General features: G+C 57.1%; 23 protein-coding genes. 6 read left to right on the top strand and 17 right to left on the bottom strand.

The features are described 5' to 3' along the window. The first annotated feature begins 24 nt into the window (after positions 1-24). From surA to apaH, 5 genes are read left to right on the top strand one after another with little or no spacing between them, the layout of a single operon-like run. Complete coding sequence (gene surA, locus OXR61_RS08110; protein WP_031279707.1) at positions 25-1320, top strand: peptidylprolyl isomerase SurA; 1296 nt, start codon at positions 25-27, stop codon at positions 1318-1320. Beyond that, the gene (gene pdxA / locus OXR61_RS08105; protein WP_031279708.1) at positions 1310-2302 is read left to right on the top strand and encodes a 4-hydroxythreonine-4-phosphate dehydrogenase PdxA; all 993 of its coding nucleotides are present in this window, start codon (positions 1310-1312) and stop codon (positions 2300-2302) included. Before surA ends, pdxA begins: the two co-directional genes overlap by 11 nt. Then, positions 2295-3119 carry a 16S rRNA (adenine(1518)-N(6)/adenine(1519)-N(6))-dimethyltransferase RsmA gene (rsmA, locus tag OXR61_RS08100; protein ID WP_021507587.1) on the top strand — a complete coding sequence of 275 codons (825 nt, stop codon included), beginning with the start codon at positions 2295-2297 and terminating at the stop codon, positions 3117-3119. The genes pdxA and rsmA overlap by 8 nt, the downstream gene beginning before the upstream one ends. A 4-nt stretch (positions 3120-3123) precedes the next feature. Continuing rightward, positions 3124-3501, top strand: coding sequence for a Co2+/Mg2+ efflux protein ApaG (apaG, locus tag OXR61_RS08095; RefSeq protein ID WP_021507588.1), 378 nt, complete (start codon positions 3124-3126; stop codon positions 3499-3501). A 52-nt stretch (positions 3502-3553) separates the two neighbouring features. Beyond that, positions 3554-4423, top strand: a complete 870-nt coding sequence (apaH, locus tag OXR61_RS08090) for a bis(5'-nucleosyl)-tetraphosphatase (symmetrical) ApaH (protein ID WP_021507589.1) — start codon at positions 3554-3556, stop codon at positions 4421-4423. Positions 4424-4597: 174 nt separating this feature from the next. On the opposite strand, the gene folA is transcribed toward apaH, so the two are convergent. From folA to ribF, 10 genes are all read right to left on the bottom strand, one after another. Then, positions 4598-5080: a type 3 dihydrofolate reductase gene (gene folA / locus OXR61_RS08085; RefSeq protein WP_031279709.1), complete on the bottom strand. Its 483-nt coding sequence runs from the start codon at positions 5078-5080 to the stop codon at positions 4598-4600. Between the two features lie 287 nt (positions 5081-5367). Further along, positions 5368-6516, bottom strand: coding sequence for an autotransporter domain-containing protein (locus OXR61_RS08080; RefSeq protein WP_196368255.1), 1149 nt, complete (start codon positions 6514-6516; stop codon positions 5368-5370). A gap of 229 nt (positions 6517-6745) precedes the next feature. After that, positions 6746-9970, bottom strand: coding sequence for a carbamoyl-phosphate synthase large subunit (gene carB / locus OXR61_RS08075; protein WP_021507592.1), 3225 nt, complete (start codon positions 9968-9970; stop codon positions 6746-6748). A gap of 13 nt (positions 9971-9983) precedes the next feature. Further along, positions 9984-11132, bottom strand: a complete 1149-nt coding sequence (gene carA, locus OXR61_RS08070; protein WP_031279710.1) for a glutamine-hydrolyzing carbamoyl-phosphate synthase small subunit — start codon at positions 11130-11132, stop codon at positions 9984-9986. A gap of 470 nt (positions 11133-11602) precedes the next feature. Further along, complete coding sequence (gene dapB, locus OXR61_RS08065) at positions 11603-12418, bottom strand: 4-hydroxy-tetrahydrodipicolinate reductase (RefSeq protein WP_021507594.1); 816 nt, start codon at positions 12416-12418, stop codon at positions 11603-11605. Positions 12419-12641: 223 nt separating this feature from the next. Beyond that, on the bottom strand, positions 12642-13595 hold the full coding sequence (gene ispH, locus OXR61_RS08060) for a 4-hydroxy-3-methylbut-2-enyl diphosphate reductase (RefSeq protein WP_021507596.1): 954 nt from the start codon (positions 13593-13595) through the stop codon (positions 12642-12644). After that, positions 13576-14046 (bottom strand): FKBP-type peptidyl-prolyl cis-trans isomerase, encoded by a 471-nt coding sequence (fkpB, locus tag OXR61_RS08055; RefSeq protein ID WP_021507597.1) that lies wholly within the window; start codon positions 14044-14046, stop codon positions 13576-13578. Before fkpB ends, ispH begins: the two co-directional genes overlap by 20 nt. A 9-nt stretch (positions 14047-14055) precedes the next feature. Further along, positions 14056-14556 (bottom strand): signal peptidase II, encoded by a 501-nt coding sequence (lspA, locus tag OXR61_RS08050; protein WP_021507598.1) that lies wholly within the window; start codon positions 14554-14556, stop codon positions 14056-14058. Continuing rightward, complete coding sequence (ileS, locus tag OXR61_RS08045; RefSeq protein WP_031279711.1) at positions 14556-17375, bottom strand: isoleucine--tRNA ligase; 2820 nt, start codon at positions 17373-17375, stop codon at positions 14556-14558. Before ileS ends, lspA begins: the two co-directional genes overlap by 1 nt. Before the next feature lie 27 nt (positions 17376-17402). After that, positions 17403-18341, bottom strand: coding sequence for a bifunctional riboflavin kinase/FAD synthetase (gene ribF / locus OXR61_RS08040; RefSeq protein ID WP_021507600.1), 939 nt, complete (start codon positions 18339-18341; stop codon positions 17403-17405). A 319-nt stretch (positions 18342-18660) separates the two neighbouring features. On the opposite strand from ribF, the gene rpsT reads away from it, so the two are divergent. Then, entirely contained in the window at positions 18661-18924 is a 264-nt protein-coding gene (gene rpsT, locus OXR61_RS08035; protein WP_013507813.1) for a 30S ribosomal protein S20, read from the top strand. Positions 18925-18975: 51 nt separating this feature from the next. Here rpsT and nhaR read toward each other — a convergent pair whose 3' ends face one another. From nhaR to OXR61_RS08000, 7 genes are all read right to left on the bottom strand, one after another. Further along, complete coding sequence (gene nhaR / locus OXR61_RS08030) at positions 18976-19878, bottom strand: transcriptional activator NhaR (RefSeq protein WP_021507602.1); 903 nt, start codon at positions 19876-19878, stop codon at positions 18976-18978. A gap of 29 nt (positions 19879-19907) precedes the next feature. Next, entirely contained in the window at positions 19908-21086 is a 1179-nt protein-coding gene (gene nhaA, locus OXR61_RS08025; RefSeq protein WP_031279712.1) for a Na+/H+ antiporter NhaA, read from the bottom strand. 190 nt (positions 21087-21276) lie between these two features. Beyond that, positions 21277-21420 (bottom strand): hypothetical protein, encoded by a 144-nt coding sequence (locus OXR61_RS08020; RefSeq protein WP_021507604.1) that lies wholly within the window; start codon positions 21418-21420, stop codon positions 21277-21279. A 251-nt stretch (positions 21421-21671) separates the two neighbouring features. After that, entirely contained in the window at positions 21672-22538 is an 867-nt protein-coding gene (locus OXR61_RS08015; RefSeq protein WP_021507605.1) for a helix-turn-helix domain-containing protein, read from the bottom strand. A 408-nt stretch (positions 22539-22946) separates the two neighbouring features. Next, the gene (locus OXR61_RS08010) at positions 22947-23114 is read right to left on the bottom strand and encodes a DUF2474 domain-containing protein (RefSeq protein ID WP_021507606.1); all 168 of its coding nucleotides are present in this window, start codon (positions 23112-23114) and stop codon (positions 22947-22949) included. A gap of 1 nt (position 23115) precedes the next feature. Then, positions 23116-24120 (bottom strand): cytochrome d ubiquinol oxidase subunit II, encoded by a 1005-nt coding sequence (gene cydB, locus OXR61_RS08005; RefSeq protein WP_021507607.1) that lies wholly within the window; start codon positions 24118-24120, stop codon positions 23116-23118. Continuing rightward, complete coding sequence (locus OXR61_RS08000; protein WP_021507608.1) at positions 24121-25545, bottom strand: cytochrome ubiquinol oxidase subunit I; 1425 nt, start codon at positions 25543-25545, stop codon at positions 24121-24123. Between the last annotated feature and the right edge of the window lie 15 nt (positions 25546-25560).

Below are 25560 nucleotides of genomic sequence, written 5' to 3'. Positions count from 1 at the left end.
TGCGGAAACAACAATGGATAAAGTATGAAGAACTGGAGAATGCTGATTCTTGGTGTGGCGATTACCGCTAACACTGCGTTCGCAGCCCCACAGATGGTCGATAAAGTTGCCGCAGTCGTGAACAACGGCGTGGTGCTGGAAAGTGACGTAGACAACATGCTGCGCACGGTGAAGTCACAGGCGCAGCAGGCTGGTCAGCAGCTGCCGGATGACAAAACCCTGCGTCATCAGATCCTTGAACGCCAGGTCATGGACGCCATCATTCTGCAGATGGGCGAAAAAGCCGGTCTGCAGGTGAGCGATCAGCAACTGGATCAGGCGATTCAGAACATCGCCGCGCAGAACCGCATGAGCGTTGATCAGCTGCGCAGCCGTCTGGCCTATGACGGGATGAACTACAACGATTATCGCGCGCAGATCCGCAAAGAGATGCTGATCTCTGAAGTGCGTAACAATGAAGTGCGTCGTCGCGTCACCATTCTGCCGCAGGAAGTGGATACGCTGGCTAAGCAGATTGGCTCGCAGAATACCCAGGGCACCGAACTTAACATCAGTCAGATTCTGCTGCCGCTGCCGGAAAATCCAACTCAGCAGCAGGTTGACGACCAGGAAGCGCTGGCGCGTCAGCTGGTGGGTGAACTGAAAGGTGGTGCCGATTTCGGTAAACTGGCCGTGACCTACTCTGCCGATCCGCAGGCGCTGAAAGGCGGCAACATGGGCTGGGGCAAAATTGAAGAGCTGCCAACGCTGTTCTCGCAGGCGCTGAGCAGCGCGAAGAAAGGCGACATCGTCGGCCCAATCCGCTCCGGCGTTGGCTTCCATATCCTGAAAGTGAACGACCTGCGCGGCGAGAGCAAAAACATTTCGGTCACCGAAGTGCATGCCCGCCACATTCTGCTGAAGCCGTCACCGATCCTTACCGACGATCAGGCACGTCAGAAGATTGAACAGATCGCCGCAGACATCAAGAGTGGCAAAACCACCTTCGCCGCTGCCGCGAAACAGTTCTCCGACGATCCGGGTTCAGCGAACCAGGGCGGCGACCTCGGCTGGGCGTCACCGGAAATCTACGATCCGGCGTTCCGTGATGCGCTGCTGAAGCTGCAGAAAGGCCAGGTCAGCGCGCCGGTGCACTCCTCCTTCGGCTGGCACCTGATTCAGCTGCTGGATACCCGTCAGGTGGATAAAACCGATGCCGCGCAGAAAGAGCGCGCTTACCGTCTGCTGTTCAACCGTAAGTTTGCCGAAGAAGCGCAAACCTGGATGCAGGAACAGCGCGCCAGTGCTTACGTGAAGATTCTGGATGGCAATGGTCAGTAATTATCGTGTGGCGATCACGCCCGGCGAACCCGCCGGGATTGGTCCCGATCTCGCCGTTGCGCTGGCTCAGCGTGACTGGCCGGTTGAGCTGGTGGTGTGCGCAGACGGCGACGTGCTGCGCCAGCGCGCGGCTCAACTGGGTTTGCCGCTGACGCTGCGTGACTATCAGCCCGGCGTGGCACCGCAGCCGCAGCAGGCCGGTACGCTGACGCTGCTGCCCATCGCGACGGCGCAGCCGGTGACCGCCGGCGAACTGACGGTCGCCAACGGTCATTACGTACTGGAGACGCTGGCCCGCGCCTGCGACGGCTGCCTCAGCGGCGAGTTTGCCGCGCTGGTAACCGGTCCGGTGCACAAAGGCGTGATCAATGACGCCGGCATCCCCTTCACCGGCCACACTGAGTTCTTTGCTGAGCGCGCCGGTGGCGATCGCGTGGTGATGATGCTGGCGACCGAAGCGTTGCGCGTGGCGCTGGCCACCACGCATCTGCCGCTGAAAGATGTCGCGAACGCCATCACCCGTGACAGCCTGCATGAAGTCATCACCATCCTGCATCAGGATTTGCAGCAAAAGTTTGGCATTCCGCAGCCGCATATCTTTGTCTGCGGGCTCAACCCGCATGCTGGCGAAAGCGGTCATATGGGCCGGGAAGAGATCGATACCATCATCCCGGCGCTCGACGAACTGCGCCAGCAGGGCCTGCAGCTCACCGGTCCGTTACCGGCGGATACGCTGTTTCAGCCGAAATATCTGCAGCACGCTGATGCAGTGCTGGCGATGTATCACGACCAGGGCCTGCCGGTGCTAAAATTCCAGGGATTTGGTCGCGCGGTGAATATCACCCTCGGCCTGCCATTTATCCGTACCTCTGTTGACCACGGCACCGCGCTGGAACTCGCCGGTCTGGGCAGCGCAGAGCCGGGCAGCTTTATTACGGCGCTTAACCTCGCCATCACTATGATCAAGAGCAGTAATGAATAATCGCGTCCATCAGGGGCACTACGCCCGTAAACGTTTCGGGCAGAACTTCCTGAACGATCAGTACATTATCGACAGCATCGTCTCCGCTATTCATCCGCAAAAGGGTGAAGCCATGGTGGAGATTGGCCCAGGGCTGGGTGCGTTAACCGAGCCGGTGGGCGAGCGTCTTGATGCGCTGACTGTCGTCGAGCTGGACCGCGACCTTGCCGCGCGTTTGCAGACGCACCCGTTCCTCGGTCCTAAGCTGACGATTTATCAGCAGGATGCGATGACCTTCGACTTCTCCGCGCTGTCAAAGGAGCAGGGTCAGCCGCTGCGCGTGTTTGGCAACCTGCCTTACAACATCTCGACGCCGCTGATGTTCCACCTTTTCAGCTATACTGGTTCGATTAAAGATATGCACTTCATGCTGCAGAAAGAGGTGGTTAACCGTCTGGTAGCCGGCCCGGGCAGCAAAGCTTACGGGCGTCTCAGCGTGATGGCGCAATATTATTGTCAGGTGATTCCGGTGCTGGAAGTGCCACCACAATCGTTCACCCCGCCACCGAAAGTGGATTCGGCGGTAGTGCGTCTGGTGCCCTTTACCCAGCCACCGTATCCGGTCAGCGATGTGCGTTTACTGAGCCGTATCACCACCGAAGCGTTTGGTCAGCGACGCAAAACCCTGCGTAACAGCCTGGGACACCTGTTCACGGCCGGTGCGCTGGATGAACTCAACATCGACGCCTCGCTGCGGGCAGAAAATGTCACCGTGGCGCAGTATTGCCAGCTGGCAAACTGGCTGGGCAATCATCAGGCTGAATCTGCGGAGAACTGAGTGCATGAGTGAACTGGCCCGCGTTTGTGTTCAGGTACTGAGTCAGTATGTGGAATCGCAATCCTCTCCCGATGAGGATCGCTACGTGTTTGCCTACACCATCACCATCCGTAACCTCGGGCGCAACAGCGTGCAGCTGCGCAGCCGCTACTGGCTAATCACCAATGGCAACGGGCGCGAGACCGAAGTGCAGGGTGAAGGCGTGGTCGGTGAGCAGCCGCATATCGCGCCCGGCAATGAGTTTCAGTACACCAGCGGTGCGGTTCTGGAAACGCCGATGGGCACCATGCAGGGACACTATGTGATGATCGACGAAGAGGGCGAGACCTTCCACGTGGAGATTCCGGTGTTCCGCCTCGCGGTGCAAACCCACATTCACTAATTCCTCCTCCGCCCGGCCAGTCCGGGCGGCGCGTTTTCATCGGACTGACTTAATGAGTACATACCTGATTGGCGATATTCACGGCTGTTATGACGAATTACGTGCGCTGCTGGCGCAGGTCAATTTTGATGCGCAGCAGGACGAGCTATGGCTGACCGGCGACCTGGTGGCGCGCGGTCCGGGTTCGCTTGAGGTACTGCGCTACGTCAAGTCGCTCGGAGACTGTGTGCGCATAGTGCTGGGCAACCATGACCTGCATTTGCTGGCAGTGTATGCCGGGATCAGTCGTAACAAGCCCAAGGATCGCCTGACTCCCCTGCTGGAAGCGGACGATGCCGACGAGCTGATTAACTGGCTGCGTCGCCAGCCGCTGCTGCAGGTGGATGAAGAGAAAAAGCTGCTGATGGCGCATGCTGGCATTACGCCGCAGTGGGATCTGGAGACGGCACAGCAGTGCGCGCGCGAAGTTGAGGCGGTCTTGTCCAGCGACAGCTATCCGCTGTTTCTCGATGCCATGTATGGCGACATGCCGAACAACTGGACACCGGAGCTGAGCGGACTGGCGCGCCTGCGTTTCAGCACCAATGCGCTGACGCGCATGCGCTTCTGTTTCCCCAATGGTCAGCTCGACATGATTTGCAAAGAGGCACCCGCCTCAGCGCCGCCGCCGCTGAAACCGTGGTTTCAGGTGCCCGGCAAAATCAGCAGCGATTATACGCAAATCTTTGGTCACTGGGCTTCGCTGGAAGGAAAAGGCACGCCAGAGCATGTGATCGGGCTCGACACCGGCTGCTGTTGGGGCGGAACGCTGACCCTGCTGCACTGGGAGAGCGGCCAGTATTACACCCAGGTCTCGAACCGTGACCAGGCCATGGCGGAAAGCGCGGTGAATGCGCCCTCCCCCCTGAGCGATATGCAGTAAACAAAAAGCCCCGCGATGTTAGCGGGGCTTTTTTGGTCACCATAAATGGCGACCCTGCAAAGACAATCTGTACCGTGACAGCCATCAACCTGATATTGCACGGGTTTATCGCGTCATAAACAGCAATTGATCCCTGTCTTTACAGGCTGCGCATTCATACGCACCTGGCCACAATCAACGGCGGCGATCCAGAATCTCAAAGCAGTAACTGTGCGAATTCTGCGCATCGGCATCGTGGAACTCACTGAACGTCGACTGCCACTCGTCCGGCTCGTAATCCGGGAACTGGGTGTCGCCTTCCACTTCCGCATCGATATGCGTCAGATAGAGACGATCGGCGCGCGCCAGCATCTGCGCATAAATCCGGCCACCGCCAATCACCATGATCTCTTCTGCCTCACCCGCTGCGGCAATCGCCTCTTCCGGCGACGTCACCCAGGTCACGCCGTCATGGTTGCCGGGCTGGCTGCTGACCACAATGTTCAGACGTCCCGGTAACGGGCGACCAATCGATTCAAAGGTCAGGCGGCCCATAATCACCGGTTTGTTCAGCGTGTTGCGCTTGAACCACGCGAGGTCGGCAGGCAGGTGCCATGGCATGGCGTTTTCCATGCCAATAATACGATCTGCTGCCAGTGCCGCGATCAAACTAATCATGTTAAAAGACCTACAGGAAAAAAATTGGCGCAATGATACGTAAAGGTGAAACTTTCGTCGATAGGACGACCGTGCTATTTACGTAAAGCCCGCTTGGCTCGGCGTTTTGTCTGAGCGACAGAGTTTTACTCCGGCTTTGCGGCCGTTAGCGGAAAGAGCCGCCAGAATTCGCGGTGAAGGCGCTACAACTCAGGGTGATGCTCCACGCTGCCCGCGCGCTGTGTAAAGAAAAGCGCACTGTGTCCGCCCCAAAAAAACGGCTCCCGCAGGAGCCGTTGATTTACGCATCAGAAATCGTAGCGCAGGCGCACCAGATTAACGTTGCCCAGTGATTTATCGGTACTGGAGGTGATCACGTACTCGTAGTCGACGCGGAAACCGTAGTCGAGCTGCGCGCTGACGCCCACGCCGTTATCGATACGCTTGTAGTTACGTCCATTGACGAACTCCAGGCGATCGCCCATGAAGTACGGCTGGATGCTCTTCACAGCATACTGGCCGATCGGGAATTTATAACCGGCGAAGTATTCAACGCCCCACGCATCATCCGCGAAGTAGTTGTTAACGGTGTTGAGTTTAGTTGGCGAGAAGTTCTCATACCAGCCCGCACCGGCGGACAGCGTCCAGTTGTCCGGCGTCCAGCTCAGCGCGGTGCCGTAGATATTCTGGTCGTAACGCTTGCTGTCACCATTGCCCGGATTGCGGATATCTGCGCGGGTGTAGTTCCACGCGGTGCCCCACGCCAGATCTTTGGTGATGTGATAGTTCACACCCAGCGAACCGCCGCCCTTACGCTTGTAGCGCAGGCCGTTGCCCGGCAGATAATCGTCATCTTCAAACAGATAAGCGGCATAGACATCCGCATCGCCAAAGGTGTTTTTATACTTCAGCATCTTGCGCGAGCGGTAAGATCCGTCGTAGTCACCGTTGATGCCGTTACCCGGTGCCTGGGCCAGCATATCGTAGTCCCAGATATCGGTTTTAGCGCCGACGACATCGTAATAAACGCTGTTCTGCTGGCCAAAATAGAGCTCGCCCAGCGATGCGCTTTTGAAACCGGTATACAGCTGGCGACGCGTGGTGTTATGGGCACCGTCCGCATAGTGGTTATCCCAGCCCCACCAGGCCGGGAAGTTAACGCCCAGCTCGTAGTAACCCACCCAGCTGACATCGTCAAACAGGTAGTAGTTGGCGCTGAAGCGGAAACGTGAACCGCCGTCGTAGCCGTTACGCTTATACGATTTATCGTTAACCCCGTTCTGATGCAGATACTGCGGACGAACACTGCCGCCCACTTTGAAATCAAGACGGCTAAGCGGATCGCCGGCCTGCGGATCCTGCTTCAGCAGGGTGATTTCCGCCTGACTGGCGAGAGGTGCAGCAACAAATAACGCAGCCACTGCGCTGAGAGTGAAAGCACGCATTTTCATTTTTATATCCCGTAAAGGTGAGCGCTCTATGATTGAGCAGCGGAATAGTACGGTGCGCTTAGCGGAGAGGTATTTATAATTTTGTGCGGATACGCCTGAATGTAACTGGTTTCGCATCAACTGATAAAAATTATGTCAAATCAATAGATTTGTAACGTATAACCTTATGCAGCACAGGCAAAACAGCAAAAAAAAAACGGCCCGCGCGGGGCCGTTTAGTCACAGAGCAGGCAGTTTAGCCTTTGATCTGCGCGTGCATTTCCTGCACCGAAATCACTTTTTCGGTCGGATCCGCATTCAGCGCCATCGCGGTAGCAAAACCACCGTTCAGCGTGGTGTCGTAATGCACTTTGTACTGCAGCGCGCTGCGGCGAATCAGTTTCGAATCCTCAATCGCCTGACGTCCTGCGGTGGTGTTGACGATGTAGGTGTACTCACCGTTCTTCAGGCGATCCTGAATGTGCGGACGCCCTTCGTGCACCTTGTTCACCAGGCGCGGATTGATGCCGGCTTCACCCAGCACCACGGCGGTACCGTGCGTCGCATCCAGCTCGAAGCCAAATTTCTGCAGCTTCGCGGCCAGGTCAACAATACGTTTCTTGTCGCCTTCACGCACCGACAGCAACGCACGTCCCTGCTTCTTCATATTGCTCTGCGCGCCGAGCATAGCTTTGCTGAATGCTTCCGCGAAGGTGCGGCCCACGCCCATCACTTCACCGGTCGAACGCATTTCCGGACCAAGAATCGGGTCCACGCCCGGGAATTTGTTGAACGGCAGCACCACTTCTTTCACCGAGTAATACGGCGGAATCACCTCTTCGGTCACGCCCTGTTCAGCCAGGGTTTTGCCAGCCATCACACGCGCAGCCACTTTTGCCAGCGGCACGCCGGTGGCTTTGGAGACAAACGGCACGGTACGCGCGGCACGTGGGTTCACCTCAATCAGGTAAACTTCGTTGTCTTTGACCGCAAACTGCACGTTCATCAGGCCACGTACGTTGAGTTCGAACGCCAGCTTTTCCACCTGCTGGCGCATCACGTTCTGAATCTCAGTGCTCAGGGTGTACGCCGGCAGCGAACAGGCCGAGTCACCGGAGTGCACGCCCGCCTGCTCGATATGTTCCATGATGCCGCCAATCAGCACGCGTTCGCCGTCGCAAATCGCATCGACGTCCACTTCCACCGCGTCATCGAGGAAGCGATCCAGCAGCACTGGCGCATCGTTGGACACGGACACCGCAGTCTGGAAGTAGCGCTTAAGATCCACTTCGTCATAGACGATTTCCATCGCCCGGCCGCCCAGCACGTAGGAAGGACGCACCACCAGCGGATAGCCAATCCCTGCGGCTTTCTCTACCGCCTGTTCCAGCGTCGCCACCGTGGCGTTAGCCGGCTGTTTCAGTTTCAGGCGATCCACCGCCTGCTGGAAACGCTCACGGTCTTCCGCGCGGTCAATGGCATCCGGGCTGGTACCAATCACCGGGACGCCAGCCGCTTCCAGCGCGCGCGCCAGCTTCAGCGGCGTCTGGCCACCGTACTGCACGATAACGCCTTTTGGCTGCTCGATGCGCACGATCTCCAGCACGTCTTCCAGCGTTACCGGCTCGAAGTAGAGACGGTCTGAGGTGTCGTAATCAGTTGACACGGTTTCCGGGTTACAGTTGACCATAATGGTTTCGTAACCGTCTTCACGCAGCGCCAGCGCCGCATGCACGCAGCAGTAATCGAACTCAATGCCCTGACCGATACGGTTTGGCCCGCCGCCCAGAATCATGATTTTGTCGCGATCCTGATTAGGATTGGCTTCGCACTCTTCTTCATAGGTGGAGTACATGTAGGCGGTGTCCGTGGCGAACTCTGCCGCACAGGTATCCACGCGCTTGTAAACCGGATGCAGGTTGAACTGATGACGCAGCTTGCGGATTTCACTTTCCGCCACACCGGCCAGCGTTGCCAGACGCACATCGGCAAAGCCTTTACGCTTCAGCGCACGCAGGAAATCCGCGCTCAGCGAGTTGACACCTTCGCGCGCCACCTGCTCTTCCAGGCGCACCAGTTCTTCAATCTGCACCAGGAACCAGCGGTCAACATTGGTCAGGTTGAACACGCCATCGACTGACATGCCGGCACGGAACGCATCAGCGATATACCAGATGCGGTCAGAACCGGCATCTTTCAGCTCGCGGCGGATACGGGTCAGGGCTTCGCCATCATCCAGATCCACTTTCGGGTCGAAACCGCTGGCGCCCACTTCCAGACCGCGCAGCGCTTTCTGCATCGACTCCTGGAACGTGCGGCCAATCGCCATCACTTCACCGACCGATTTCATCTGCGTGGTCAGACGGTCATTGGCACCGGCAAACTTCTCGAAGTTGAAGCGGGGAATCTTGGTGACGACGTAATCGATGGACGGTTCGAACGAGGCCGGCGTACGGCCACCGGTGATGTCGTTCATCAGTTCATCGAGGGTAAAGCCCACCGCCAGCTTGGCCGCGACTTTGGCAATCGGGAAGCCGGTCGCTTTCGAGGCCAGCGCTGAGGAGCGCGACACGCGCGGGTTCATCTCAATGACGATCAGGCGACCATCTTTCGGGTTCACCGAGAACTGCACGTTGGAACCGCCGGTTTCGACACCGATTTCACGCAGTACCGCCAGCGAGGCGTTACGCATGATTTGATACTCTTTATCCGTCAGCGTTTGGGCAGGCGCCACGGTGATGGAGTCACCGGTGTGAATCCCCATGGCGTCAAAGTTTTCGATCGAGCAGACGATGATGCAGTTGTCGTTTTTATCACGCACCACTTCCATCTCGTACTCTTTCCAGCCAATCAGCGACTCATCAATCAGCAGCTCATTGGTTGGCGACAGATCGAGGCCGCGCTCGCAAATCTCTTCAAACTCTTCGCGGTTGTAAGCGATACCACCACCGGTGCCGCCCATGGTAAACGACGGACGAATGATGCACGGGAAACCGACCTCTTCCGCTACCGCCAGCGCTTCTTCCATGGTGTGCGCGATACCGGAACGCGCGGTATCCAGGCCGATGCTCTTCATCGCCACGTCGAAGCGGCGACGGTCTTCTGCTTTATCAATCGCATCGGCGGTGGCACCAATCATGGTCACGCCAAACTCGGCCAGCACACCCTGGCGCTCCAGCTCCAGCGCACAGTTCAGCGCGGTCTGGCCACCCATGGTCGGCAGCACCGCATCCGGGCGCTCTTTTTCAATGATTTTACGCACAACTTCCCAGTGGATAGGCTCGATGTAGGTCGCATCCGCCATTTCCGGGTCAGTCATGATGGTGGCCGGGTTGGAGTTCACCAGAATGACGCGGTAACCCTCTTCACGCAGCGCTTTACACGCCTGCGCACCTGAATAGTCGAATTCACATGCCTGGCCAATCACAATCGGGCCAGCGCCAAGGATCAGGATAGATTTTATGTCAGTACGTTTTGGCATCGTGGGCTCCTGATTACTTCGCGTTAGAACGGTAAGCTTCGATCAGTTCGATAAAGTGATCGAACAGCGGCGCCGCATCGTGCGGGCCTGGGCTGGCTTCCGGATGTCCCTGGAAGCTGAACGCCGGTTTGTCGGTGCGGTGAATGCCCTGTACGGTCTGGTCAAACAGGGAAACATGGGTCACACGCAGGTTAGCCGGCAGGTTGGTTTCATCGACGGCAAAACCGTGGTTCTGCGCGGTGATCATCACGGTGTTGTTATCGAGATCTTTCACCGGATGGTTGCCACCGTGATGGCCAAGCTTCATCTTCACGGTTTTCGCACCGCTGGCCAGCGCCAGCAGCTGATGGCCAAGGCAGATACCAAACACCGGAATGTCGGTCTTCAGGAAAGCCTGAATCGCACTGATGGCGTAGTCGCACGGCTCCGGGTCGCCAGGGCCATTCGACAGGAAAATCCCGTCCGGATTCAGCGCCAGCACTTCATCTGCCGGCGTTTGCGCCGGGACAACCGTCAGGCGACAGCCGCGATCCACCAGCATGCGTAGAATGTTGCGCTTGGCGCCGTAGTCATAAGCCACCACGTGGAACGGCAGCGCGTCAGCGCTTTGCTGCTCGGGCAGGCCGCCTTTCAGCGCCCAGCTCCCCTGCTGCCACGCGTAGGTTTCCGCCGTGGTCACTTCTTTCGCCAGGTCCATGCCTTTCAGGCCCGGGAACGCCTGGGCTTTCTGCAGCGCCAGCGCCGCATCCGGACTGTCGCCGGCGATGATGCAGCCGTTCAGCGCCCCTTTCTCACGCAGCAGGCGCGTCAGTTTGCGCGTATCGATATCGGCGATACCGACAATGTTGTTGCGCTGCAGATAGGCTGACAGGCTCTCTTCGCTGCGGAAGTTGCTGGTAATCAGCGGCAGATCGCGGATGACGAGGCCCTGAGCATGAATTTGACTGGATTCTTCATCGGCGGCATTGGCACCAACGTTGCCGATATGAGGATAAGTGAGGGTGACGATCTGGCGGGAATAGGAAGGATCAGTGAGGATTTCTTGATAACCGGTCATTGACGTATTGAAAACGACCTCCCCCACTGCCGATCCCGTTGCCCCGATGGCCCGACCGTGGAATTGGGTTCCGTCTTCCAGAACCAAGAGCGCTGACTTAATCAAAACATCCTCCAGGGAATAAACAGTCACAATATCTGCATATTAATTCAAAATGATGCGCTGAATCAATGCAAAAACCGCCTGACCGCTCGATTTTTGGCAAATTGCGCGCATTCTAATGATCGACCTGGTGATTGTCTACCCTGAGCGGTTATTTTTTTGTATATTTCGGGCTACTGAATGTTAAAAGTGAAGCAACGCGACAAAATAGTGAGAGATCTCCGATAAATAATCGGTTGCCTGACGCAATTAATGGCAAAACACCGTCTGACTGCGTAAATTTTTGACCAAATGGTCAAAAAAAGCCACTCAACATGAAAAAACGTGCAGATAAATCACAAAAATAACCATCATAAACAAAAATGACACTCAGCTTGCCATTTTACAGACAAAATAAAGGGCAATGAAAACATTGCCCTGTTCAATCAATATCTTACCGATTGAAATAACCACATCACGATGGTTCACAACACTCACAACATCGATAAATCCAGCACATCACGCATATCATAAAGGCCGGATTTTTTATCTTTCAACCATGCGGCGGCTTTAACGGCCCCATTGGCGAAGGTCATGCGGCTGGAAGCCTTGTGCGTAATCTCTACGCGCTCGCCGATATCCGCAAACATCGCGGTGTGCTCACCGACAATATCGCCCGCGCGCACGGTGGCAAAGCCGATGGTTTGCGCCTTGCGCTCGCCGGTATGGCCTTCGCGCGCGTAAACCGCGTGCTCATCCAGCTTCCAGTGCATGGCGTCGGCAATCGCCTCTCCCATCGCCAGCGCTGTGCCTGATGGCGCATCCACTTTGTGGCGGTGATGCGCTTCCACAATCTCGATATCCGCATAGTCGCCCATCACTTTTGCCGCCTGCTGTAACAGGTTAAGCACCAGATTGACGCCTACGCTGAAGTTAGCGGCAAACACGATGCCAATCTCTTCAGCTGCTTCACGGATGGCTGCCTTACCGGCTTCATCAAAACCGGTGGTGCCAATCACCATCGCTTTTTGATGCTGACGGCAGAACGCCAGATATTCCAGCGTGCCTTCCGGACGGGTGAAATCGATCAGCACATCGAAATCATTCACCACCTGCCGCAGATCGTCGGTCACCCGTACGCCGGTTTTGCCGATTCCCGCCAGTTCACCGGCATCCGCCCCCAGCAGCGAGGAACCGCTGCGCGCCAGCGCCGCGCCTAACACCACGCCTTCCGCCTGCTGTGCGGCCTGAATCAGATTGCGTCCCATGCGACCCGGCGCACCAACAATAGCAATGCGGATTTCACTCATATTTATTCATTCCTGATACAAAACTATGCATGCAAAGCGTAAACAGGTTAACGGTCAGATAACAGTCACGCCACAATAATAACGGGATAATAAGAATTTTAGGCCAGCCGCGATAGATTATCAGTAAAAGCAATCCCGCCCGCTGGAAGTCACGGCTGAGGTGATAAAGGATAAAGAAAAGGCCGAACATTGTCGGCCTGTTTCTGTCAGCAAATTGAAGTGCTTACTGCACGTTGCGTACGTCGACGCGCAGCTCTTTCGGCACTTCAAACACGATATTCTCTTCACGGCCAATCAGCTCAATCGCCGCTTCGCCGCCCAGCTCACGCAGGCGCTGAATCACCTGCTGCACCAGAATATCCGGAGCCGAAGCGCCGGCGGTAACGCCGATACACTGCACGCCTTTGACCCACTCTTCCTGAATATCATCCGCAGAATCAATCAGCTTCGCCAGCTTGCCGGCACGCTGCGCCAGCTCCGCCAGACGATTCGAGTTGGAGGAGTTTTTCGAGCCGACCACCAGAACCACCTCCGCATCCTGCGCCAGCACGCGCACCGCTTCCTGGCGGTTGGTGGTGGCGTAGCAGATATCATCCTTACGCGGTCCAATGATTGCCGGGAAGCGCTGACGCAGCGCATCGATCACGTCCGAGGTATCATCCACCGACAGCGTGGTCTGCGTCATAAAGCACAGGTTGTTTTCATCTTTTACCTGCAGCTTAAACACATCCTCTGGCGACTCCACCAGATACATGCCGCCGTTCGGATTGCTGTACTGACCCATGGTGCCTTCCACTTCCGGATGGCCGGCGTGGCCGATGAGGATCGCTTCCACGCCTTTACGGCTGGCACGCGCCACTTCCATATGCACCTTGGTCACCAGCGGACAGGTGGCGTCAAACAGCATGGTGAGGCTGCGCGCTTTCGCTTCGGCCCGCACGGCCTGGGAAACGCCGTGTGCCGAGAAAATCAGGATGGCGTTGTCCGGAACTTCACTGATCTCTTCAATGAAGATCGCACCGCGCTCGCGCAGACTGCTGACCACGTAGCGGTTATGCACCACTTCATGGCGCACGTAAATTGGCGCGCCATACATCTCCAGCGCCCGCTCGACAATGCTGATAGCGCGGTCGACGCCTGCACAGAAACCGCGTGGGTTAGCTAACAGGATTTGCATCGCTGGCCTCCAGCACCGGATCGATCTCCAGCACTTCAATCTCAAATTTAATGCGCTGACCCGCCAGCGGATGGTTGAAATCGACGGTAATCGAGTCACCGGAAATTTCACGAATCACGCCCGGCATCTCGCTGCCGCCCATGCCGCTGAACAGCATGATGGCACCGACTTCCGGCTCGCCCGCGTCGATGAAATCACGGCGCGAGAAGTACTGGATCAGATCCGGGCTGGCAGCGCCAAAGGCGTCTTCCGGCTCGAGCGTAAAGGCGTGCTGATCGCCCACTTTACGTCCGACCAGCTCCTGCTCCAGCGCCGCCGACAGGCTGCCATCTCCCAGACGGAACAGCGCAGGCTTGCCGTTGGCGCGCGTGGATTCAGCCGTCGAGCCATCCTCCAGCTTCAGTGTAAAATGCACCAGCAGCGCGCTGTCGCGCTGAACGATGTCTGTCATCTGTTACCCTTATTTATTCGTGACCTGTTTGCCTTTCGGGCTCAGAAAGCCCTCCAGCACCACCAGCGCCGCACCAATGCAGATTCCGCAGTCGGCAATGTTAAAGGTGGCGAAGTGCCAGTCACCGACATAGAAGTCGATAAAGTCGACCACAAAGCCGTGCCAGGCACGATCAAACAGGTTACCCAGCGCCCCGCCAATAATCAGCGCGTAGGCAATGTTGGTTAATTTATTGCTGGCGCGATTGCGGTACATCATCACCAGCAGCGACACCACAATGGCGATGGCGATACCGGCAAAGAACCAGCGCTGCCAGCCGCCTTTGTCTGCCAGGAAGCTGAACGCCGCGCCATAGTTGTGCGCGTAGAACAGGTTCAGGAACGGCATCAGCGGCTGAGTTTCATGCAGCATCATGTTGTTCATGACCCACTGCTTGCTGGCAAAATCGACCACGATCACCACCAGCACCAGCCATACCCAGCGCAGTCCGGTTGAGCACAGTTTACTCATCAGGCAAATTTCCGCACTTCACCGTTTCCGGCTACGTTGGTGTAGCAACGTCCACACACCGCAGCATGCTCCGGATTCTGGCCGACGTCAGTAGTGTAATGCCAGCAGCGCGGACATTTCTCGCCTTCTGCTTTATGCAGCGCGATTTTCAGACCTTTTAACAGCTCGCTCTGCTGCGCTTCGTCGCTGGCCGTCACGTAATCCGCCACGGTCGCGCCCGAGGTCAGCAGCACGAAACGCAGCTCATCGCCCAGCGCCTGCAGCTTCGCCGCCAGTTCCGGATCGGCGTACAGCGTGACGGTGGCTTCGAGTGCACCGCCGATGCGCTTGTCGCTGCGCGCCTGCTCGATCACCTTATTCACTTCACCGCGCACTTTCAGCAGTTCTGCCCAGTAAGCATCATTCAGCGCTTCATCCTGCGCCAGACCAAACAGGCCCTGATACCACTCTTCGGTGAACACGTACTGTGGACGCTCGCCAGGCAGATAGCCCCAGATCTCATCCGCGGTGAACGACATGATCGGCGCCATCCAGCGCACCAGCGCTTCAGCGATATGCCACAGCGCGGTCTGGCAGCTGCGACGCGCCAGGCTGTCGCCCTTCGCGGTGTACTGACGATCTTTGATCACGTCGAGGTAGAACGAGCCCATCTCGATGGAGCAGAAGTGCATCAGACGCTGCACCACTTCGTGGAAATCGTAGTTCTCGTACGACTGCACAATGTCCTGCTGTGCCGCCAGCGCACGGCCTACGGCCCAGCGATCCACCACTACCATCTCTTCCGGGCTGACGCAGTCGGTCGCCGGGTTGAAGCCTGCAAGGTTCGCCAGCAGGAAGCGCGCGGTGTTACGGATACGGCGATAGCTGTCGGCGGCCCGTTTCAGGATTTCGTCGGATACTGCCATCTCACCGGAGTAGTCGGTAGAGGCCACCCACAGACGCAGAATATCCGCGCCCAGCTTGTCCATCACATCCTGCGGTGCCACGGTGTTGCCGATGGATTTCGACATTTTGCGGCCCTGACCGTCGACGGTGAAGCCGTGGGTCAGTACCTGACGGTAAGGCGCTTTGCCTTTCATCGCCGTGGAGATCATCAGCGACGACATGAACCAGCCGCGATGCTGATCCGAGCCTTCCAGATACATATCCGGTGCGTGCCCGTCAAATTCCGGACGCGCATCCACCACCGAGAAGCTGGTCGATCCGGAGTCAAACCAGACGTCGAGGGTATCCGGCACTTTGACGTAGTGATCGGCGTCATCGCCCATCAGATCGCGCGGATCGAGATCCCACCAAGCCTGAATACCGTCCTGCTCGACGCGCTGCGCCACTTTCTCCATCAGCTCCAGCGTATCCGGGTGCAGCTGCTCGCTCTCTTTATGGACGAACAGCGCCATCGGCACGCCCCAGGTGCGCTGACGCGAGATGCACCAATCCGGACGGTTAGCGACCATCGCTTCGATACGCGCCTGGCCCCAGTCCGGGATCCACTGCACACCTTTGATCTCTTTCAGCGACTGCGCACGCAGGCCTTTCTGATCCATGCTGATAAACCACTGCGGCGTAGCCCGGAAGATGATTGGCGTTTTATGACGCCAGCAGTGCGGATAGCTGTGCAGCAGTTTTTCCACGTGCAGCAGCGCACCTTTCTCCTGCAGCAGCGCAACGATCATGTCGTTGGCTTTAAATACGTTAACGCCATCCAGGGTTGGATAGGTGCCCGGCAGATACGCGCCGTCCGGCCCGACCGGGTTAGCGGTTTCGATGCCGTATTTCTGGCCGATCACATAGTCATCCGGACCGTGGCCTGGCGCGGTGTGCACCGCACCGGTACCGGCGTCCAGCGTGACGTGCTCGCCCAGCACCACTTTCGACTGGATCTGCTCAAGGAACGGATGCTGGAACAGCTGCAGCTCCAGCGCGGCGCCTTTGCATTCGCCCAGCACCTGCCACTCGCTGATGCCTGCGCGTTTCAGTACCGATTCCACCAGATCTTTCGCGAGGATCAGGCTGCGGCCAGCAATCTGCACCAGCTGGTAGTCGAATTCCGGATGCAGCGAGATGGCGCGGTTTGCCGGCATGGTCCACGGCGTGGTGGTCCAGATAACCAGTGAAACCGGGCCTTCTGACGTTGCAACGCCAAACTTCGCGCGAACCGCATCGGCGTCCAGCGCGTTAAACATCACGTCGATAGAAGGTGAGGTTTTGTCGTAATACTCCACTTCCGCTTCCGCCAGCGCGGAACGGCAGTCCATGCACCAGTGCACCGGCTTGGCGCCTTTGTGCAGGTGGCCATTACCGATGATTTTGCCCAGCGCGCGAATGATGTTGGCTTCGGTCTGGAAATTCATGGTCAGATAAGGACGATCCCAGTCACCGAGCACGCCAAGGCGGATAAAGTCCTTCTTCTGGCCTTCAACCTGCTCCGCCGCGTAGTTGCGGCAGGCAGCGCGGAATTCAGCGGCGCTGACTTTCTCGCCCGGCTTGCCGATCATCTGCTCGACTTTGTGCTCAATCGGTAAGCCGTGGCAGTCCCAGCCCGGAACGTACGGCGAGTCAAAGCCCGCCATGCCTTTCGACTTAACGATAATATCTTTCAGAATCTTGTTAACTGAGTGACCAATATGAATGCTGCCGTTCGCATACGGAGGGCCATCATGCAGGATAAAGGTTTTTTTCCCTTTTTTGGCTGCGCGGATGATGCCGTACAGGTTGTCATCATACCAACGTTGCAGCATTCCCGGTTCGCGTTTGGCCAGATCGCCACGCATCGGGAACCCCGTTTCCGGCAAATTCAGGGTAGATTTATAGTCACTCATCAGATTCTCGGTTCCGTATTTCGGTCATTAAACCGGTGTTTTTAGCCCAAAAAATTGGCGGGCCGTCACCACATCTTTCGCAATTTGTTCTTTCAGCGCGTCCAGCGAAGCGAAACGCTGTTCGTCGCGAATCTTTTGCTTCAGCACCACCTCAATGTGGCGCCCATAAAGATTCATATGTGTGTCGAGCAGGTGAACTTCAAGCTGCTGACGCAGACCTTTTACCGTCGGGCGCGTACCAATGTTTGCCACGCCGGGAATCGGCTGCTCGCCCAGCCCCAGCACTTCTACCGCAAAGACACCTTTTACCGGCGTCACGGTGCGACGAAGCGGGAGATTGGCGGTCGGGAAACCAATGGTGCGTCCCAGTGCATCACCGTGCACCACGCGGCCAGAAATACTGAACGGATGACCGAGCAGCTGCTGCGCCTGAGCAAAATCGTCCTGCGCCAGCGCCTGACGTACCGCCGTACTGCTGATACGTTTGCCGCCATGACAATAGGTTTGGGTGCTGATGACCTCAAAGCCATACTCCGCACCGGCTTTCTGTAATAACAGGAAATCCCCCTGGCGACCAGCGCCAAAGCGGAAATCATCCCCCACTGCGAGGAATTTCACATTGAGCTTGTCGACCAGCAGTTCGCTGATAAAGCTTTGTGCTGAGTGTGCCGCAAAACGGCGATCGAAGCGCACGCACACCACGGCATCAACGCCCGCCAGTGCGAGGTATTTGAGCTTTTCACGCAGACGCGTCAGGCGCGCCGGCGCTTTGTCGCCGGCAAACAGCTCCAGCGGCTGTGGCTCAAACAGCATCACCACCACCGGCAGGTTGCGTTTACGTCCTTCGGCAATTAACTCCGCCATCAGCGCCTGGTGGCCGCGATGCACGCCGTCAAAATTACCAATGGTCAGGACGCAGCCGCGATGCTGCTCTTTCAGATTGTAAATACCGCGGATAAACTTCATGGCTGACTCAAACCGGTGGAAATCGGCGGATTATACCCTTGAATAGCGTTCAGGTTAACCCGTCTGCGTGCCTTTCCTGCGCCTGATTCAGCGTCAGGCGCCCGCTGGCTGGCGGCTCCGGCCCCATCACAACAATTTTGTTGCGAAATACTGTATTCAGCGCGGTGTTGCTGGTAGAATCTTGCGCCATCAATTACGTAAGCGGGTGTCGTGGTTAAAACGACGCTTTATTGCACAAATCCATTGACAAAAGAAGGCGCAAAAGGCATAGTCCTCGGCCTTTGATTTGTCCATATAGAACACATTTGGGAGTTGGACCTTGGCTAATATCAAATCAGCTAAGAAACGCGCCGTAACATCTGAGAAACGTCGCAAGCATAACGCGAGCAATCGTTCTATGATGCGTACTTTCATCAAGAAAGTATACGCGGCTATCGCAACCGGCGACAAAGCTGCTGCGCAGAACGCATTCAACGAAATGCAACCAATCGTGGACCGTCAGGCTGCTAAAGGTCTGATCCACAAAAACAAAGCTGCACGTCATAAAGCAAACCTGACTGCTCAGATCAACAAACTGGCTTAATCGCCGTCTGTTTATCGCTTTGTTAAAAGAACCGGCGCTTCGCCGGTTTTTTTATGCCTGCGATCCGTGGCTGAATAGCGCGCTGAAGTCGCGATGGCAAATGCTCTGCACCGCCGGATGCTGAATCATGCGCCCGGCAAAAATAACGTGATACTCCTCCATCACCGTCTCCAGCCTGCCGATCTCGCGCACGCTATCGTCACGGTAGATATCGTCTCCGTACAGCGTCGGTGCGACAAAGATCGCATTGTTCTGCGCGCCAAACGCCTTCATCAGCGCCGCATCATCAAATTCACCGAGAATCTCAACCTGTAACCCCTGGCTGTGGATCCAGTTCAGCAGCTTGCGCCCCAGCATCGAACGCCGGCCGGGCAGCAGCAGGCGCCGCTGCTCCAGACAGGCGGGAAATGGCAGCTCAGGCAGTGGCGCATTACACCAGAAGCTAACCGGACATTCGCCGAGCTTGACCGAAAACAGCCCGGCCTGCTGGGTTGAATCTATCGGGCAGTCGGAGAGGATCATATCCAGCTTATGCTGGCTGAGCTGCTCCAGCAGCATTTCATGCGTTGATTCAAAGCAGCGCAGCTGAATTTTCTCGCCGGCCATCACCACCGTTTCCAGCACCTTGCTCACCAGCTGTTTTGACAGCGCATCCGCCACGCCAACATCAAACAGCAGATGCGACTCCTTGCGGTAGTTAACGATATCGAGCATTTCCTGGCTGAGCATAAACATGCGATCGGCATAGCGAAACACCAGCTGCCCCAGCTCGGTAGGTACCAGACCGCGCCCCTGACGGCGAAACAGCACGCCATTCAGCTGCTCTTCCAGCGCCTTGATCTGGCCAGTCACGGTTTGCGGCGTCAGGCACAGCACTTCAGCGGCGCGCACCACCGAACCGGTTTTGCACACCTGCCAGAAGTAGTAGAGATGATTAAAATTGAGCTGATTCATACGATAAAGGAGGCTTGCGCCTCCCCTTATTAGCGCAGTTTGATGCGCAGCAGCGTGTAACCTATCACCGCCGACAGCAGTGAACCGCTAAGAATGCCCAGCTTCGAGAACGTCACCAGCTGTTCATGCGCGGCATCAAACGCCAGCGAACTGATGAAGATCGACATGGTAAAGCCGATACCGCACAGCACGCCGATTGCCATAATGTCGCGAATTGTGGTACTGCCTGGCAACGCCGCCAGCCGCAGCTTCACCGCCAGCCAGCAGAACAGCGTGATACCTAACGGTTTACCAATCAGCAGACCGAGGATAATGCCAAGCGGCTCCGGCGACAGCACATCGCCAAAGGTGATGCCGCTGAGCGAGATGCCGGCGTTGGCGAACGCGAACAGCGGCAGGATCAGCCAGTTCACCCACGGCATCAGGCCGTGCGCCAGGTGCTCAGCCGGTGAGTGTCCCTCTTTCTCCTCCAGCGGCACAAAGAAGCCCACCACCACGCCCGCCAGCGTGGCATGCACGCCGGACTTCAGTACCGCGGTCCACAGCACCACGCCCACCAGCATATACACTGCGATGTTGCGCACACCGCAACGATTGAGGATCGCCAGCAGCACGATAGCGCCGCCCGCCACGCTCAGCGACAGCACTGACAGGTCGCTGGTGTAGAACAGCGCAATTATCACGATGGCACCGAGGTCATCAATGATCGCCAGCGCCATCAGGAACACTTTCAGCGCCGCCGGTACCCGGCTGCCGAGCAGCGCCAGCACGCCGAGCGCAAAGGCGATATCGGTGGCCGTGGGAATTGCCCAGCCGTTGCGGGCTACCTCGTTATCATGATTGAACAGCAGGAAAATGAGCGCCGGCGCGACCATACCGCCCAGCGCCGCAATCACCGGGAAGATGGCGCGATCGCGGCTGGCCAGCTCGCCGCTGATCAGTTCGCGCTTCACTTCGAGGCCTATCAGCAGAAAGAACAGCGCCATCAGCGCATCGTTAATCCACAGCAGCAGGTTTTTGCTGATATCCAGCGCGCCGAAGCGAATCTGTACCGGCTCCGCCAGCAGGTTTTGATAGCCCTGCGCGGTGGCGGCATTATTGGCCAGCACCATCGCCGCCACCGCCGCCAGAATCAGTACCATGCCGTTGCTGGCGTCACTTTCGATAAAGCTTTTCAGCAAGCTTCGAATACTACGGGGTTTGTTCACAACTCCTCCTGAGCAGAGACATTTGGTGGAGAAGTTTAGCCGCTGTAACACCTCGTTAAAAGCAGCTTATGTCTCGTTTATTGCTCGGGATTTTCGAGTTATTCGCCAGGCCGGGCGTATTGCAGCGGAGGGAGAGGCTGAAAGCGGATGGACGCAATACGGCGCTGGTCGCTAAGCAGGTAGCGCGCCGTCAGGCCTGGTGGTTAGTGCAGGTCAGCAGCGTCACGTCATCGCTATGCTGCTGGGGCAGCGCATTGTCGCCGGCAATCTCGTGCTGGGCGCAATGCGGCTGATGCGGATGCAGGCCGCCTGGCGGTGAGAAAGGCTCAGCCATCTGGGCACTTGCCAGCGCGGAAAACGCCACAAGCGCTGTTGAAAGTAACAACGGTAGAAGTCGCATAATTTTTTGTCTTTTCACTATAACGGTCCGGAATGGACCAGGCATGCAGGTGATAATCCAGCCTGAGAGGTGGCAAACAGTGTTTTCCACGGTCAGTCAGGTTTCAGTGAAGGATTTTACGCCACTCAGGCGCAGGAATTTATAAAATCGTGCGGTTTATCACAGTTTACCGCACGATTTATGCATTATCCGACTTTGACCGGAATGTAAAAGGTGCCCTGCAGCAGATCCGGCGTGCTGTAGCGGAGATCGAGCTTAATCAGGTCCTTGCCCGACCGCCGCGCCACGCCGAGCGCAGGCAGATGGTTGTAGTACACCTCTGCGGTGAACGCATTGATCTCTTCCGGCGCGCCGTGCCAGTCAATCTCCGCATACAGTCCGCTTTCACCGGTCCAGTTCTGTACATTGCCGGTCAGCACGTCGGCGTACTGGCTCTCCAGCGCCTGAAACAGGCTGATATGCTGCTGATCGCTGGAGTTGACGCCCGGACTGAACTGGAAACCCAGCCAGCCACGCTGCACGTGCTGGCCGGCGAAGGCGATGAAATCACGCGTATGCTGCGCCACCACGTGATTGTGGTGGTCAATGTATTCGCCGAAGCGGCACTCCCACTCGATCACTTCTCCGCACAGCTTCAGCTCCGGCTTCTCTGCCAGGCGCGCACTCACCCACTGCCGCTGGGTTGAGATGCGGCTGTGGAAGTCTTTCATCTGCATCTCAGGAATGCGGCGATAAGCGCCTGGCGTCATGGCGAAGTGGCTTTTAAACACCCGGGTAAAGTTTTGCTGATTATCAAAGCCAAACCGCACGGCGATATCGATAAGCGGCATGCTGGTCAGGCGCAGCGCCATGGCAGCGAGCGTCAGACGACGTTTGCGCGTGTACGAGGCCAGCGTCTGGCCGGTCATCTCTTTAAACATGCGCTGCATGTGCCACTTGGAGTAACCGGATTTCAGGGTAATCAGATCGATGTTGAGCTCGTCGGTCAGATTGGCCTCGATCCAGTCCACCAGATCGTTGATGTACTGTTTTTTCAGATTCAGGCTGAGCATTTTTTTTAATTGAATGGGTTGGGAAAGGCGGTGCTTTTGCGTAATCCGTCACATAAATATAACAAAATCGTATGGATAACGTAAGGAAGAGTAAAGACAGCGAGACGGGAAAAGCATTAATTGCTTAGGTGACTAACCTTTTATCGTCTTAACGGCATCGCGCATGAGAGGCATTGATAATTCGATTCATATCGGTGCGCATCAATGCGCACCCTACGAAAAGCGTGCCAGTACTCTGTCGGGGCGCCATGTATGGCGACCAAATGCTGGCCAATCTGATGAGCCGACACATGATCGGTGCACATTAATGCGCACCCTGTAACATCGTGCATCACCTGTAGGGTCGCCATTGATGGCGACCGATAATGCTTAATCAACCGGGCAGGCGTGCCTGCCCTCATCGACCACTCAGTGCGAACGCATGCCCGCTGCCGTCATCATCATACGAAACAGTGATGCCACCACGCCCAGTGCCAGCACGCTTGCGCCGTAGATGATTACTAACCACAGCACGCGCTTCCACCAGGGGGCTTTCGTTTCAGTGGGGTTGTTCATATTGCTGACCTCGGTTTGCATCTCAGTGGTATCCTTCGTCGGCTTTGATTTTTCCGCGGAACACGTAGTAACTCCAGAAGGTGTAACCCAGAATCACCGGAATAATCAGTAAGCTACCGACCAGCATAAAGGCCTGACTCTGAGGCGGTGACGCGGCGTCCCAGATGGTGATCGACGGCGGAATGATGTGCGGCCACACGCTGATACCGAGGCCGGAGAAGCCGAGAAACACCAGCGCCAGCGTCAGCAGGAATGGCGAGTAGTGCGCCTCACGCTTAATGGCGCGCACGATGCCCCACGAACACAGCAGCACCAGCACCGGCACCGGCAGGAACCAGAACAGGTTAGGACGGCTGAACCAGCGGTGCGCAATCGCATCGTGGGTGAACGGCGTCCACAGGCTGATAATGCCGACAATCAGCAGCAGCGCGATCACCAGCGGCGTCGCCAGCGCGGACATCTTACGGTGCAGCTCATGCTCGGTTTTCATGATCAGCCAGGTACAGCCCAGCAGCGCGTACGCCACCACCAGACCGACGCCGCAGAACAGCGGGAACGGCGCCAGCCAGTCCAGCGCCGAGCCGGCAAACTCGCGCCCTTTCACCGGGAAGCCGTCGATAATCGCACCGACTGCAACGCCCTGACTGAAGGTCGCCAGCAGTGAACCGGCGATAAATGATTTATCCCAGAACGCGCGGTGCTCTTCCGTGGCCTTGAAGCGGAACTCAAACGCCACGCCACGGAAAATCAGGCCAATCAGCATCGCGGTGAGCGGAATGGCCAGCGCATCGGCAATCACCGAATAGGCCAGCGGGAACGCACCGTACAGACCGGCACCGCCCAGCACCAGCCAGGTTTCGTTGCCATCCCAGACCGGCGCAACGGTATTCACCATCATGTCGCGCTCAACTGCATCTTTATTGAACGGGAACAGGATACCGATGCCAAGATCGAAGCCATCCATCACGATATACATCAGGGTGGCGAATACGATAATGGCGAACCAGATAATGGAGAAATCGATCATTTATTTACCCTCCTGCGGTTCGTTCAGACTCTCATGGGCCGCAGAAAGCGGACGCGCAGGTGTTTTATCCTGCCCCGGACCACCGTGGCGCACATCTTTACCCTCGCCGGTCAGCGGACCTTTCTTGATCAGGCGCATCATGTAAACGTAGCCGACACCAAACACCGACGAATAGACGAGGATGAAGGCCAGCAGGCTGATGCTCATATGCAAATCACCATGCGCCGACACCGCATCAATGGTGCGCTGCACGCCGTACACCACCCATGGCTGACGACCAATTTCCGTGGTAAACCAGCCGGCAAGAATGGCGATCAGGCCGGACGGGCCCATCAGCAGGGCGAACCACAGGAACGGCCGGGAGTTATACAGCCGCTTTTTGTAACGCAGCCACAGGCTCAGCACGCCGAGGGTGATCATCAGCAGGCCCATCGCCACCATGACGCGGAACGACCAGAAGATCACCAGCGAATTCGGGCGGTCCTCTTTCGGGAAGCTCTTCAGCGCCGGGACCTGTTTGTCCAGGCTGTGGGTCAAAATCAGGCTGCCGAGGTACGGCACTTCCAGCGCATATTTGGTGCGTTCTTCATCCATATCCGGAATACCGAACAGAATCAGCGGCGTCGCTTCTCCCGGCGGGTTTTCCCAGTGGCCTTCAATCGCCGCAATTTTTGCCGGCTGATGCTCAAGGGTATTCAGGCCGTGCGCATCGCCGATCATCGCCTGAATCGGCGCTACGATCAGTGCCATCCACAGTGCCATGGAGAACATTTTGCGGATTGCCGGGTTATCGTTACCGCGCAGCAGATGCCACGCGCCAGACGCGCCAACAAAGAAGGCACTGGCGAGGAAGGCCGCCACCGACATATGGAACAGGCGGTACGGGAACGACGGGTTGAAGACAATCTTAAACCAGTCCTGCGGCACCACGATGCCATTCTCAATGATGTAGCCCTGCGGGGTATGCATCCAGCTGTTGGACGCGAGGATCCAGAAGGTTGAGATGATGGTGCCGAGCGCAACCATGCACGTGGCAAAGAAGTGCAGGCCCGGCCCAACGCGGTTCCAGCCAAACAGCATCACGCCGAGGAAGCCTGCTTCAAGGAAGAAGGCGGTGAGTACTTCATACGTCAGCAGCGGACCGGTAATACTGCCGGCAAACTGCGAGAAGCCACTCCAGTTGGTACCAAACTGATACGCCATCACCAGTCCGGACACCACGCCCATACCGAAGTTAACGGCAAAGACTTTGGACCAGAAGTGGTAGAGATCGCGATAGGTCTCGTTACGGGTTTTCAGCCACATGCCTTCGAGCACCGCCAGGAAACTGGCGAGACCGATGGTGATGGCCGGGAAAATAATATGGAAGGAAACAGTAAAGGCGAACTGAATCCTGGCCAGGTGGAAGGCATCTAATCCAAACATTGCTTACCTCTTTGC

The organism is Pantoea sp. GM_Pan_4 (assembly GCF_026541005.1).
GTDB classification, from domain to species: domain Bacteria; phylum Pseudomonadota; class Gammaproteobacteria; order Enterobacterales; family Enterobacteriaceae; genus Pantoea; species Pantoea dispersa.
Note: the sequence above shows the minus strand (reverse complement) of the source record. Positions and strands in the feature narration are given on the sequence as shown.